Annotated in this window: 11 protein-coding genes; 10 read left to right on the top strand and 1 reads right to left on the bottom strand. The window is 42.1% G+C overall.

Annotation, left to right across the window (positions count from 1 at the left end):
* Positions 1 to 238 precede the first annotated feature (238 nt).
* The 9 genes from RMY31_RS36115 to RMY31_RS36075 all read left to right on the top strand — a co-directional run bounded on the left by RMY31_RS36115 (position 239) and on the right by RMY31_RS36075 (position 8,784).
* Positions 239 to 1,579: a hypothetical protein gene (locus tag RMY31_RS36115; protein ID WP_409879679.1), complete on the top strand. Its 1,341-nt coding sequence runs from the start codon at positions 239 to 241 to the stop codon at positions 1,577 to 1,579.
* 387 nt (positions 1,580 to 1,966) lie between these two features.
* Positions 1,967 to 2,569 (top strand): transposase, encoded by a 603-nt coding sequence (locus tag RMY31_RS36110; RefSeq protein WP_322663366.1) that lies wholly within the window; start codon positions 1,967 to 1,969, stop codon positions 2,567 to 2,569.
* Positions 2,570 to 2,675: 106 nt separating this feature from the next.
* The gene (locus RMY31_RS36105; protein WP_322663365.1) at positions 2,676 to 3,650 is read left to right on the top strand and encodes a cysteine synthase A; all 975 of its coding nucleotides are present in this window, start codon (positions 2,676 to 2,678) and stop codon (positions 3,648 to 3,650) included.
* A 131-nt stretch (positions 3,651 to 3,781) separates the two neighbouring features.
* Complete coding sequence (locus tag RMY31_RS36100; RefSeq protein WP_322663363.1) at positions 3,782 to 4,114, top strand: (2Fe-2S) ferredoxin domain-containing protein; 333 nt, start codon at positions 3,782 to 3,784, stop codon at positions 4,112 to 4,114.
* 172 nt (positions 4,115 to 4,286) lie between these two features.
* Positions 4,287 to 5,267, top strand: coding sequence for a DUF5331 domain-containing protein (locus tag RMY31_RS36095; RefSeq protein ID WP_322663361.1), 981 nt, complete (start codon positions 4,287 to 4,289; stop codon positions 5,265 to 5,267).
* Positions 5,268 to 5,500: 233 nt separating this feature from the next.
* Positions 5,501 to 6,184, top strand: a complete 684-nt coding sequence (locus RMY31_RS36090; RefSeq protein WP_322663360.1) for an SDR family oxidoreductase — start codon at positions 5,501 to 5,503, stop codon at positions 6,182 to 6,184.
* Between the two features lie 239 nt (positions 6,185 to 6,423).
* Positions 6,424 to 6,843: a CoA-binding protein gene (locus RMY31_RS36085; protein WP_322663358.1), complete on the top strand. Its 420-nt coding sequence runs from the start codon at positions 6,424 to 6,426 to the stop codon at positions 6,841 to 6,843.
* Positions 6,844 to 7,467: 624 nt separating this feature from the next.
* Positions 7,468 to 8,325: an SDR family oxidoreductase gene (locus RMY31_RS36080; RefSeq protein WP_322663355.1), complete on the top strand. Its 858-nt coding sequence runs from the start codon at positions 7,468 to 7,470 to the stop codon at positions 8,323 to 8,325.
* Between the two features lie 201 nt (positions 8,326 to 8,526).
* On the top strand, positions 8,527 to 8,784 hold the full coding sequence (locus RMY31_RS36075) for a hypothetical protein (RefSeq protein WP_322663353.1): 258 nt from the start codon (positions 8,527 to 8,529) through the stop codon (positions 8,782 to 8,784).
* A gap of 88 nt (positions 8,785 to 8,872) precedes the next feature.
* Here the strand turns inward: RMY31_RS36075 and mgtE are convergent, their stop codons facing one another.
* The gene (mgtE, locus tag RMY31_RS36070; protein ID WP_322663351.1) at positions 8,873 to 10,270 is read right to left on the bottom strand and encodes a magnesium transporter; all 1,398 of its coding nucleotides are present in this window, start codon (positions 10,268 to 10,270) and stop codon (positions 8,873 to 8,875) included.
* Between the two features lie 890 nt (positions 10,271 to 11,160).
* Between mgtE and RMY31_RS36065 the strand changes: the two genes are divergently transcribed.
* Positions 11,161 to 14,631, top strand: a complete 3,471-nt coding sequence (locus tag RMY31_RS36065; protein WP_322663349.1) for a PA14 domain-containing protein — start codon at positions 11,161 to 11,163, stop codon at positions 14,629 to 14,631.
* Positions 14,632 to 14,769 lie beyond the last annotated feature (138 nt).

Here is a 14,769-nt window from a genome sequence, read left to right as displayed (position 1 = left end):
GCTCGAATTGGTGGTTGGTCTGGTTACAAGTCTCAGAAACCTCCTGGTATTACTACTTTGGTTCGCGGACTAGATCTGTTTGAATCCACCTTTTTTGGCTGGAAACTCGCTCTGGGCATACTTGTGTGTACACCGTAGCTTAGAAAGGGGGGCAAAAGCTTCCCCACCTTTTCAAGGGGGGGTTAGGGGGGGATCTTCTGGTTTACCGGAAACTAAAGCCGGACTTTATCAGCAGTTTGTGGAAGAGATTTACAAGTGGAAAGAAAACCGCTTCCCTACCACTGAACAGCAGCAAGAGGAATTAAACGCAGCGTTGGGACGTTTAGCAAAACGGGCAATTGATCGAGAAACGTCACGGTTTCGGCTACGACATAAGTTTGTGCGTGAGGAATTAGGCGATCCAAAACAGCCAAATTCTTTATTTTGGTTAGCGTTAAAGTTGGGATGGCTAAATGAAGTTGGACTAGCTGCGGAATCAGCAACGAAAGAGAAAGTTTACGCTTTCTACCATCCCACATTTGAGGAATATTTTGCAGCGTTAGCGATCGATGATTGGCACGAGTTTCTGAATCATGTTCCCGACAACCCCGCGCTAGGCGTTTATCGCATTTTTGCACCGCAGTGGAAAGAGGTGATTTTGTTGTGGTTGGGACGTCAGGATGTGGAGAGGAAGGAGAAGGAAGAGTTTATTCAGGCGTTGGTAGAATTTGATGATGGGTGCGGAGAATACAGAGCTATTGATAAAGTCAGAAGGGGATTTTATGAGTTTCGCGCTTATTTTATCGCTGCTGCGGGGGTAAATGAGTGGAAAAATTCTTGCAACTCAGATGCTATTGTGGCGGAAATAGTTAAATGGCGCTGTGGCGAGTTTAAGGTTGAACAACTGGAGGGGGTAGAATTTCTCGCACCAATCGCAGAGGGAGCAAGGACAGCATTGCTTCAGACAAATCGCATAAAAGCGATCGCTGCTTTAGTGGAGTTAATCGGCAATCCACAACTGGATCATGATATCCGAAGGCAGGCGGTATCTAGCTTAGGGCAAATTGACCCTGGGAATCAAAAAGCGATTGATGCTTTGATAGAGTTAATCGGCAAATCACAACTGGATGATGATATCCAATGGCAATCGGCATCTAGCTTAGAACAAATTGACCCAGGCAACCAACAAGCGATTGATGTTTTGATGGAGTTAATTGGCAATCCACAACTGGATGATGATATCCAATGGCAATCGGCATCTAGCTTAGGGCAAATTGACTCTGGCAACCAACAAGCGATTAAGGCACTAAAGAATGTGCAAATTGACTCTGGCAACCAACAAGCGATTGATGTTTTGGTGAAGTTAATAGGCATTACCTCAAAAAAAATATTGTATGTCTTAGAGAGAATTATGTTAAAGAGATATATGCCGAGTCTTGTCACTGGGTCGAACAATTACTTATCACCTGAAACTTACAAAAATGACTTTGAGCGATTTAATTATTGCTACAAAATTATCTGGAACTGCGCCCAAAGTATGCCCTACCCAGATTTTTATCAAGCTTGGTATCAACAAGAGAAAGTGAAAGATGGAGAGTAGGAAAGAAAAATACTTCCTCCAGCCAAAACATAAGCAAAATGTGGAAACAGCGATCGCCTTGAACAATTTCCCTTTATAGAAACGCGATAAATCGGGTGTCAATACGGTTGGGTTTTTGAGACGCGATTTATCGCCGTCTCTACAATTGTTTTGGTCTGTCTGATATTTCCGCAATCCAGGGAATACGATCGCCCCTAATAAAACAGATATTGTAAACAGAATAGAAATGCGATCGTTTTTGCGATCGCCCCTTGTAGAGACGCGATTTATCGCGTCTTTATTTCCGGCATTCACATGGTGAGAATAATTCCGAGTTTTTTGGGTTGGCAATTACATCAATGCAAAGCAATAATTGCATAAATTTTTGTATCAATCAAAGATGTAATCATGAATCATTACGATCCTCAACCAGAAAACAACAAACCTAAATACAAAGGTAAATATCGAATTGATTCAACGCGTTTGCCAGCGTGGAGTTATGCTAGCAATGCCGGATATTTCGTTACTATTTGCACCGACGGTAAAAAATGCTTTTTTGGTGAGGTTGTGCAGGGTGAAATGCAGCGATCGCCAATTGGAGAAATTGCTTATAAATTGTGGTATGAGATTCCTAATCATTTTTCTAATTGCCAGATAGATTCATTTTGCGTCATGCCTAATCATATTCATGGGATTTTAGTTATTAATCAAATACAAAAAGAAGACGCGATGAATCGCGTCTCTACAAGGGGGGATGGTGAACGGGGCGGGGTTACTGGATTATTTAATCCGATGTTGTCTAAAAATTCCCTTTCTAAAATTATTAGGTGGTACAAAGGACGATGTACATTTGAAATTAATCAAACATATGAAGGTTTTGGATGGCAAGAAAGGTTTCATGACAACATAATTCGTGATGAATTCGCCCTCGATAAAATTAGACAATATATTATCAATAACCCAATCAATTGGGAACGCGATCGCGAACAACCACCCCATTCCCCCTTGTAGAGACGCGATTCATCGCGTCTTCATAGAATTTTAGACAAATCAGATGTAAATCATGCCACCACAATAAGCCAAAATTTTTATAGATACTCACACAGGTAAAGTCAGAATGGATATTAAAAATGGCTTCATTGGCACAGTTGGGAACACACCCTTGATTCGCTTAAACAGCTTCAGTGAAGAAACAGGTTGTGAAATCCTTGGAAAAGCAGAATTTCTCAATCCTGGTGGTTCCGTCAAAGACCGCGCCGCACTTTACATCATCGAAGATGCAGAAGAGAAAGGTCTACTCAAACCCGGTGGCACTGTTGTGGAAGGAACTGCTGGTAATACTGGCATTGGACTAGCACATATTTGCAATGCCAAAGGCTACAAATGCCTAATTATTATTCCCGATACTCAGTCTCAAGAAAAAATAGACGCACTGACAGCACTAGGCGCAGAAGTTCGTCCCGTCCCTGCTGTACCCTATAGAGATCCGAATAATTACGTCAAACTATCTGGCAGAGTAGCTGCTGAATTGGAAAACGCTATTTGGGCGAATCAATTTGATAACCTAGCCAATCGTCGCGCCCACTACGAAACCACAGGCCCAGAAATGTGGGCGCAGACAGATGGTAAAATTGATGCATGGACAGCTGCAACTGGTACTGGTGGTACCTTTGCTGGTGTAGCCTTGTACCTAAAAGAACAAAATCCGGCGATTAAATGCGTTGTTGCCGATCCTCTGGGTAGTGGACTTTATAGCTATATCAAAATCGGCGAAATCAAGATAGAAGGAAATTCCATCACTGAAGGTATTGGTAACAGTCGCGTCACAACCAATATGGAAGGCGCACCTGCTGATGATGCCATCCAGGTAGATGACAAAGAAGCTTTGCGGGTCGTTTACCAACTACTGCGGAAAGATGGGCTATTAATGGGTGGTTCGACAGGTATTAATGTTGCGGCAGCTGTTGCTCTAGCCAAGCAATTGGGGCCAGGACATACCATCGTTACTATCCTGTGTGATAGTGGTTCCCGGTATCAGTCACGGATATTCAACCGCGAATGGCTGGCTTCAAAAGGACTATCAGTTGATTAGTGAGTGCTGAGTACAGACGCGATTAATCGCGTCTGTACAGGAGTTAGGAGTTATTTTTTCCTTGTCCCCCTGCTCCTTCATCCCTCTCATCTGCCCCGTTCTCTTCTGTGCATCTACTTGTTCATCGAAAAATGACTGACATAACTCAATCATCAAACTTCCCCAAAACAGACCAATCATCTTTTCCTAGATGTGTGCGAGTGTGCCAAAATCGCACCTGTAAAAAGCAAGGTGCAGCAAAGGTATTAGCGGCTTTTGCAGCTTTGCCAGTCCCTGGTGTGACAGTAATGGCTAGCGGCTGTTTGGGACAATGCGGCAATGGGCCGATGCTTTTAGTGCTGCCTGAGATGGTTTGGTATAGCGGTATTCTACCCCAAGAAGTACCTCTACTGGTAGAACATCACTTAATGCGTGGTCAAAGGGTCAAACAGATGCTTTACTATCGGTTTCATCCGCAGGGATAAAGTTAATTCAAGAAGAATGCAGAATTCAGAATCAATAAGTGGGGAATTTAGACCCACATGTTCATCCACTACTTGTATAGAATTCATACTGAATTCTGACTGCTGACTCCTGAATTCTTTATTGTTAAAAATATACAGGTTTGCACTATTTTTCATTGAAGTGAGGCATCTAATGGACATTCAGCAGCTACGACAATCTTTAAAACTGAAGTGGCTGAGTTACTACGAGCAAAATCGTACTTGGTTGGTCAAAATGCGAGTTTGGGGCACTTATGATGGATTGCGCCGTCCTTCGTCTGGTTTTATTTTGGCTACTCTATCTGTTTTAGAAGCCCAGTTTGACGAAATACTTGGTTTTATTTTGGAGCTAAATAATAATCCCGATCGCATAATTGCAGCTTTAGGCCTCAACTTCAATCCTGATGAAGAATTACGTTCAATAAAATTAGAGCATTCTTTGACTGCTGACCAAGTTCAAAGTGAATCTTTACAGGAGGAACCTTGCGAGGACAAGCTTGTACCATTGGTTGTCACTAAATACCAATCTCCTACGAAGGCGTTACATTCGGAACAAGAGCAAACTGAGATAACACTTAGTTACAAACCTGTAGTATCATTTATATCTAAAACTGGGGTTGCTCGCACACACCAACCCGTACCAGCGATCGCAGTTGCAACTAAGATTGCTCCTCAGTCTTCTGGAAGGATGCCTAACTCTACCAAACTACCAGTCGGTATAATACGGCAAAAACCAGTGCGATCGCCCCTTGGGCGGCTTTCTTCAGGAACATCGCTAGCAATGACTAACGAGGTTAAAAGCAACGGCAAAGCATTACCATCATTAGCTACTGAAATTTCTAGCAACCGCAAACTAGTGCGATCGCTAGAAATCACCACTGAGGTTCCTGTCACCGCCAAAACGCTGCCATCACTAGCATTAGCTACCGAAATTTCTAGCACTGGCAAAATATCATCGCTCATCGTAGCTAGAGAAGCTCAAAGCAATGGCAATGGGAAGATACAATCAGAAATTTCTAAGGATCTATCTTCTAGCACTAATGCCCGTAGTCTGGCTTCTTGGGTAGATGAATTTTGTCAAGGTACTGGATGGAATCAAGAGGAAGCTATAGCAATGCCATGGGAATTGAAATAAATTCGTGGATGACGGATGACAGTCAACGGTCAAAACAAAATATTTACAAATCATTTTGGATTGCTCTGTTTTTATATAGTTTTTAACAAAGATTAAAACTATGAAAAAATACAGTACTTTTCAGCGTTTTTGAATTGGTATAAGCTCTTAATATTGTGACTTAAACTATTACTGCGTGTTTTTAAGCAGCAATAGTTACTTTGTAGTGAACAGCTTTTAATGCCAAGGAAAATATGGTTAAGCGCATCCTCATCAGTGGTATCAGTCGGGGTCTTGGTTATGCGATGACTGAGCAATTTATTCGGGAAGGACATACTGTTTTAGGTTGCGCTCGCTCAGAAGCTGCTGTGGAGAAACTACGCCAAAAGTTTGGTTCGCCCCACGATTTTGCTGCCATAGATGTGGCGAATGAGCAGCAAGTAAAAACTTGGGCGGAGCGTTTACTCAGTCAATACGAACCACCAGATTTGCTGATTAATAACGCGGCAATTATCAATTACCCAGCACCTCTGTGGCAAGTTCCTACTGAGGAGTTTTCGCAGTTAATGGATATTAACATCAAAGGGGTTTTTCATTTAATTCGCCACTTTGTGCCAGCAATGGTAGAAAAGAAACGAGGCATCATTGTTAACTTTAGTTCTGGTTGGGGACGTTCTACTTCCCCTGAAGTTGCACCCTACTGTGCTTCTAAATGGGCAATTGAAGGATTAACTCGTTCTTTAGCTCAAGAATTACCTGATGGTATGGCTGCTATTCCTCTCAATCCTGGAATCATTCATACCGATATGTTAAAAATTAGCTTTGGAGAAGAAGCCGCTGCTTACACACCTATTTCAGAGTGGGTCAAGAAAGCAGTTCCCTTCATACTCCAATTGCAACCTACAGATAATGGGATACCAGTGACAGTCTCTGAATGAGGGGATGGGGGACAAAGGGCAGAGGAGCAGGGGATACGGAGAGATTTTAATAACAAGTGATTAGCCTGACTCCTAAAAAAGCAGGGGAGGCAATGCGGTCTTGAGGTTTTCCAAGTAAAGCAACTGCCGTGGAGCAGGGGAAGCAAGGGGAGTGCTTTGTTTAATGTTTAACGAGCGCCCGCTACATACTAGGCTTGATATCATCAATCATCAGTCATCTGTTAGCAATATTTCAAACGATGCCAAACCTCAAAAAAGATGATAATGCCCTGCGTAAGGTATTAACCCAAGCCAGAACGATCGCCGTAGTCGGTCACTCCGATAAACGCGATCGCACCAGCTATCAAATCGCTCAATTTTTGCGGAGTGTGGGCTATACAGTTTATCCTGTTAACCCATTAGTCAAAATAATTGATGGTCAGCCCTGCTATCCTTCTCTCAAGGTAATTTCACAACCAGTAGATATTGTCAACATCTTTCGCCGTTCCGAGTACTTGCCAGAAATTGTGGAAGAAGCGATCGCTTGCAACGCCAAAACCGTGTGGGCGCAATTAGGCATTTCTAATTTATCTTCAGCACAAAAAGCCCTAGATGCAGGACTAAACGTAATCATGGATGCTTGTATCAAAATTGAGTATTTGCGGTTAGGAATAGATTAAGTAGCCGTCATGAACTACATACACCAGGACAGATGAAAAAACTTTCTTTCCTTCTGCCTTCTGCCTTCTGCCCTCTGCCTTTTTCAAGTCAGGGTATATTTTACCTTTCACATGAGCTAGTGACGACCTACAAAGAGAATCAAGAAATAGCTTTGGTACGGATTTGTCTTTTGACTTCCAGCATTCAAGAAAGATAAAACTACTTTGACAAGTAAGAAATATTATTAATTTATTTTACGCCTTAAGACTGAGTATATTTCAATTTTGTTTCCATCTACAGAGTGATAAACTCCAGCAATTTCCATAGTTAACTTGAATCAGATGAATAGGAGAAATCCTTCATCACAAGAGAGTTGTGTACTTGTTTGTCGTGGTCAGAAAAAAAGCGTGTGTCAGGTGTGAGGAGAAACAAGGTCGGTCACGTGCAGTTGTCAAATTACTAAGTTTGGCTTACATCCGGGTTAAGAACACTAAACTTGCTATTTGCAATTAGGTGTCAAAGTAACAAGTAAACCTTGGTTTGAATTATCGATCCAAGGTTTATTTTTGGAATTCGTAAAAGTAAACAACTATTTATTGTGATTTCCCCATATTAAATTTTTAGTCAATTATTAGGAGAATTCTATGCCAGAGGAACAAACATTACAGCCACCACAGCAACAAGAAACACCAGGTGTCGAATCAGAAATGACACCAAAACCAAAAGCAGATGATGCGCAATATCAAGGTAGTGGCAAGTTACAAGATAAAGTAGCATTAATTACGGGTGGAGATAGTGGCATTGGTCGTGCTGTAGCGATCGCATTTGCTAAAGAAGGTGCAGATGTAGCCCTTGTTTACCTCAATGAACACGAAGATGCTAAAGAAACAAAACATTTGGTAGAAAAACAAGGACGGCGTGCTGTAGCGATCGCCGGTGATATTACTGATGAAAATTTTTGTCAGCAAGCTGTACAGCAAACGGTAGATGAGTTTGGTAAACTAGATATTCTCATTAATAATGCTGCCGAACAGCATCCGCAAAAAAGCATTGAGGATATTACGAAAGAGCAACTAGAGCGCACTTTCCGCACGAATATTTTCTCGATGTTCTTCCTGACAAAAGCTGCTCTCAAGCACTTACAAGCAGGTAGTTCTATCATCAATACTACATCTGTCACGGCTTACAAAGGCAGTCCACAGCTACTTGATTACTCTTCTACAAAAGGTGCAATCGTTGCCTTTACCCGTTCCTTATCACTAAATTTGATAGACAAGCAAATTCGGGTTAATGCTGTAGCACCAGGCCCAATTTGGACACCTTTAATACCCTCAACTTTTCCAGAAGAGAAAGTTGAAAATTTTGGCAAACAAGTACCAATGCAACGAGCAGGACAACCTGAAGAAGTTGCACCCAGCTATGTATTTTTAGCCTCTGATGATGCTTCTTATATGTCTGGCCAAGTGTTACATCCCAACGGTGGAGAAGTAATTAACGGCTGAAGAAAAAAAGTTAGGAGTAGAGACGCTATTAATCGCGTCTGTACAGAAGATAGGAGTTATTATAATTATTTAATTATTCACTCAATCCTAACTTTTAACTCTTAAGTCTATCCGCATGTCTTCCATGGGAGGGATGCTTTGATGTTGCACAATTGCTAATCTAGCAAATGACAAATATCTAAAAAATAGAAACTACAACTTATGGCATCTGCAAAACCATTGCATGGCACAGAACTAGTAGATTGTGCTAGAGCAAATGCGAAGCAGGGAATCGAAACTGCTGCTTACCAATGTGGCTATGGTGACGATCTCAACACTTTTGCACGAGAACTACGACAAGCTTGTGAAGAAATGAATTTACAAGTTAAGGAACTCAGCGAACTGATTACCGATCAAGACTTGATATTGCAATTGGGTACGGGTGAAGTCATCGCTCCAGATACAGCATCAGAATTATAAAAGTTATGAGTCAGGAGTGACAAGTTTTAAATAAAAAATAGTTAACTCACGACTCACAACTCATAACTTTTAATTCATAACTCATAACTTATAACTTTAAAATTATCCGCGCCAAATTAAAGTAAATCAAAACGCCCAGTACATCAACTGCTGTAGTAATAAATGGTGCTGACATCAACGCTGGGTCTAAACGGAGGAAGCGGAATAAAAACGGCAGGGCTGAACCTGAAATAGAAGCTAAAATAGAAATAGCTACCAAACTAGTACCTACGGCGATCGCTACTTCTATTCGCCCTTGCAGAAAGAAAGCCCATACAGTGGCGATAGTACCTAACATTACTCCCAATAACGCACCAGCGATCGCTTCTCGTCCAATTACCTGCAATGTACCCAGCGATCGGATTTCGTCGGTGTTCATCCCGCGAATCACTACCGTGGAAGACTGGGCACCCACATTCCCACCAGTACCTGTCAGCAAGGGAATAAATGCCGTCAGCGTTACCACTTTTGCTAAAATATCCTCTTGTGACTTAATAATCGTTCCCGTTATGGTGTTGGTAATCAGCAAAACCAACAACCACACGACCCGCTTGCGGGCAACTTCTAATAAGTTTGTCTGAAAATAGTTGTCGCCATCGGTCTGCACGCCACCCAACGCGTAGATATCTTCAGTGGTTTCCTGTTGGAGAATATCAATCACATCATCGACAGTAACAATACCTACTAGACGCTGTTCTCGATCCACTACAGGCACAGCTAAAAAGTCATATCTTTGAATCAATCTGGCGACTTCTTCTTGGTCTGTATCCGTGTGGACAAACACCACATCACGGGTCATGATTTCGCCAATTATTTCATCTGGCTGAGCTGTCACTAAATCGCGCAGTGACAACATACCAGTTAACTGCCTTGCGCCATCAGTAACGTAAAGATAATAAATCATCTCACTAGCATTCGCTAGGGTACGAATTCGCTCTAGGGCAACAGCAACTGTAAAATTTTCTTTCAGAGAAATTAACTCTGGAGTCATGATTCGCCCAGCAGTGTCAGCTTCATAACCCAATAGTTGGGCTGTAGCTGCGCGTTCACCTGGACTAAGTTGCTCTAGCAAGCGATTGACAATTTTTGCAGGTAGTTCATCAAATAACCTAGCGCGGTCATCGGGAGACATTTTATCTACAATTTCACGGACATCCTGACTTCTCAGTTCTTCAATTAAGCGTTCTTGAACGCTGTAGTCAAGATATTCATAAACCTCAATCGCTTCATCCTTAGAAAGCAAGCGAAAAGCCAAAGCGTGCATTGCCTCTGGCAAACCTTCAATCGCCTCCGCAATATCCGCATACTGCACAGGTACGAGAATCGCTTTTGCTCCCGGCAAGTCGCCCGCCTCTAGCAGCATTTGCAGTTGAGTTCTCACTAAATCTCGCAATTCCCTGCGTGAGACATTCTGGAGGGTAGAGTTTAAATTGTTTGTCTCAGTCAAAGTCCACTTTCCTTAGCCAGTGTTAAACAAGGTTGCTGCCATTAGTCTAGGGGAAAGTGGTAATGTGAAACGTTTAACTTGTAATGTTTCCTACTTTCAGTTGGTCTTTTTGCTGACAAAACTTTACATATTTGCACGCATTTACTTAAATATGAATATAAATTTCATATAAAGTACAACATAACTTTATCTAATTTCTGCAACAATCCTGTGTATTTTTATATAAAAAGTTTTATTTTTTAAATCTTTAAATATAAAAGGTTTGTCTTCATCTGATTTTTATATACTTAGTATCTTCATGATGCGGGCGACGCGATATTATCCCGTATTTTGGTAATTTTCGTGAGAGTTTAATCGAAAATTTGAGCTAGCTTTAAAAAGTTAGATATCATTGTAAATATTTAAACAATGCTCTCAAAAAGGATAGACATAGTAACGAGATGTGTTGTCAAATGTGTAATCGGTTAATTTAGAGAAAATACTTAAGTAGTTTAATGTAAAAAATATTTTGTTAAATATGCAAGTATGCACTTGCTTTTGTTGGGTACTGCTTTTCAGTTAGATAAGAAGTTCTCAAGAATAGTAAGTACATAGTGGCGCGATCTTAGTCATCGTAACTCCATACATAAAAATAACTCTACTTACCATGCTCCTTTCAAGTAATCTCTAGTACTTCTGGTGATGATGTTTTCCCTGTATCTGCTTCTCTATGAGATACAGGAGGACATGTAGCGACAGCATCAATCAAACAACAGGCTAATATAATCTGCAACTTAATATATTTACGTTTGTACTTTCGCGCATATTTTTACCAAATTTTCAAGACAAAACTAATCCTGAAACAAGTATTAAGGCATTAGTTACAACATTGTTTTGAGGTATATATCTCAATGAATGATTACTCCAAAGTTCAAAGTTCGTCGGTTCTTGACAAACCGCTAAATTCTGCAATTGCTAATAAATCCTCTTTAGAAGCAATTGAACAGGAACAACCTAAAACTTTAGCTCGAGCTAGCGATGCCAATGCTCTGAGTTCATCTGCATTAGCAGCCAACGACACTACGCTATCTCAAGGAAATGGACTTGATGCAGAGTATTACGACAATCAGAACTTCACCAACCTGAAGCTAAGTCGTGTAGATCCGACAGTCAACTTTAACTGGGGTGCAGGTTCTCCTACTGCGTCCATGGGTGTCGATAGCTTCTCGATACGTTGGACGGGTCAAGTGGAAGCTAGGTATAGCGAGACTTACACCTTCTCCACCACTACAGATGATGGTGTACGGTTGTGGGTGGACGGTAAGCAAATCGTCAATAACTTCGTCGATCAAGCTCCCACAGAAGTTAGCGGCGCGATCGCACTGGTTGCAGGTCAGAAGTACGACATTAAAATGGAGTATTACGATAAAGCCGGAGGCGCACTTGCCAAACTCTCTTGGTCAAGTCCTTCTCAGGCAAAACAGATTATTCCTAAGTCCCAACTGTATAGCAATAGCGATCTCACTCCTCCTACTGCCACGGTAAATGCTGCTAATCTAACTACAAGTGGTGGAGACAACTATACTTTCACTGTCACCTACAAGGATGAAACAGCCGTTAATGTTGCCACCTTGGATAATAACGATGTAATTGTGACTGGGCCGAATGGCTTTAGTCAATCGGCAACTTTGGTCAGTGTAGACAACAACACCAATGGTAGTCAGCGCATCGCCACCTATAGAATCGATCCTCTAGAAGGAACAACTTGGAATTCTGCCAACAATGGCACTTATACAATCGCCTTGCAAACTAACCAAGTCAGCGACACTAAAGGTAATTTTGCGAATGCTGGCAATATAGGCAGTTTCCAAATCAATATAGCTGGCACAGGTACGGGACTCAATGCAGCGTATTACGACAATCAAAACTTCACCAACCTGAAGCTAAGTCGTGTAGATCCGACAGTTAACTTTAACTGGGGTACAGGTTCTCCTACTGCGTCCATGGGTGTCGATACCTTCTCGATACGTTGGACGGGTCAAGTGGAAGCTAGGTATAGCGAGACTTATACCTTCTCCACCACTACTGATGATGGTGTGCGGTTGTGGGTAGACGGTAAGCAAATCGTCAATAACTTCGTCGATCAAGCTCCCACAGAAGTTAGCGGCGCGATCGCACTGGTTGCAGGTCAGAAGTACGACATTAAAATGGAGTACTACGATAAAGCCGGAGGCGCACTTGCCAAACTCTCTTGGTCTAGTCCCTCTCAGGCAAAACAGATTATTCCCAAGTCCCAACTGTATTTACCAACTGAACCCACGATTGCTTTGGGGCCGTCGAGCGGTACTCTGAGCGAATCTGCTGGTAATGCAATTATCAATATAGTGCGAACTGGTGATTTAAGTGGCACTGCTTCAATCAGATATGCAACTACTGCTGTTAGTGCTGAACGAGGGAAAGATTACGGTACGGCAAACAGCGACACTGAAATCATTGGCAGACTTACTTTCCAGCCAGGAGAAGCCAGCAAACAGATCGCTATTCCTATCCTTAACGATTCGTTAAAGGAACTAAATGAAACTTTTTCTGTAGCCATTGATGAAGCAGATGGCGCAACTCTAGGAACTCAGAGAACTCTGACAGTTACGATTCAAGATGACGACAATATTGACCTCATCTTTACCGAGCCAGAAGTTAATGAGAATGTCGGTACTGCTAAAGTGACCGTTTCACGGAATAATAGTTCGGCGGTTGCGAGTGTGGACTACACCACCGTGGATGATACTGCTAAAGCTGGTTCTGACTATACGGCTGTATCTGGTACCTTGAACTTTGCGATAGGAGAAACCAGTAAGACAATTTCTATCTCGATTAAAGATGACACGATCGCAGAACCGAACGAAAAGTTTTCTTTGAAGTTTAAGAACGCAGCTGGGGTAGGACTGGAGCAAGACACGGTTGTCGTTTCCATCATCGACAATGACCCAGGTAGCTTTACTAAACAGACTGTAGCTGACGGATTGAATCAACCCACAGCATTTGACTGGACACCTGATAATAGCCGCATGTTTATTGCCCAGAAAAATGGGATAGTAAGGCTGATGCAGAATGGCACTTTACTAACAACGCCATTTATCGATATTTCTGCACAGGTAAATGATACGCGCGATCGCGGTTTGTTAGGCATTGCCGTGCATCCAGATTTTGGCAAGGCTACCAACCCCAAAAACTACATTTACCTGCTGTTCACCTACGACCCGCCAGAAACCGATCCCAGCAATCCTAAAAACAATCCTAACAGCACATTGGACAATCGCGATCAGCGTGGGAACCGTGCTGCACGCCTAATTCGAGTAGAAGCCGATCCCAATACTAACTACACGACTGCCAAAGCTGGCAGCGAAGTTGTTCTGCTAGGTAAAAACAGCACTTGGCAGTATATCAATCGTCCCACTGACAATAGCACAGCCGTTACAAGCAACTTAGCACCATCAGGAATTCTCAACAAAAATACTGGCAAGCTGTTTACTAGTATGCAGGATTATCTTAACAATCTCAATAACATCACAAACGTTGAGGATTTTATCGCGACTGATAGTGAATCTCACTCAGTTGGTAGTTTGCACTTTGGTACTGATGGATCTCTGTTTGTTAGTATTGGTGATGGTACTTCCTACAACCAAGTAGATCCCCGCGCAATTCGCGTCCAGGATACTAATAATCTGTCTGGGAAGCTCCTGCGGATTGATGCAATTACTGGTGAAGGCTTGTCCGATAATCCGTTCTATAACTCTAGTAACCCCAATAGCAATAGTTCTAAAGTTTGGAACTATGGTCTACGTAACCCCTTCCGCTTCACCATAGATGAAAAAACCAACACTCCCTATATTGGTGATGTGGGCTGGCAAACTTGGGAAGAGGTCAACATAGGTATAAAAGGAGCTAACTTTGGCTGGCCGGGTTATGAAGGTGGTCTGGATGCCAGTGGTAATGTCGTCAGCCTCAAGCAATCAGCATATGCTTCCTACTCAGCTATAGCCGCAAAAATACAAGCCTTATATGATAGCGGCATTGCCAAAGCACCAACTTACACTTACAAACATTATCGCGATTCTACTGGAAACAATTCTGATGCGATCGTTGTGGGAGATTTTTATACAGGCGAGACTTTCCCCTCAATCTATCAAAATACCTTGTTTATTGCTAATGCGAGTAAAGGAACTATCGATAATTTAACATTTGATAATGAAGGCAAAGTCGTCTCAGTGAGGCGGTTTGCGACTAACGCCGGAGCGCCCGTGCAAATTAGTACTGGACAGGATGGCAATCTGTACTATGCAGACTTGTACACAGGGAAAATTGTCAGATTTACACCTGCTTAGCTTTCTTTTGTCACTCTCGGAAAACAATAATCGAAGCAAGATTCTGAAACTTTGATTGAGTCAAGCTTTGAGCCTTTATTTTCTAACAGTAACTAAAATTTATAGCCAAAACTTAGAAATTAAAGCCTCGAAAGGCTT

The organism is Dendronalium sp. ChiSLP03b, assembly GCF_034531165.2.
GTDB lineage: Bacteria > Cyanobacteriota > Cyanobacteriia > Cyanobacteriales > Nostocaceae > Dendronalium > Dendronalium minutum.
This window is presented reverse-complemented; position numbering and strand designations above follow the sequence as displayed.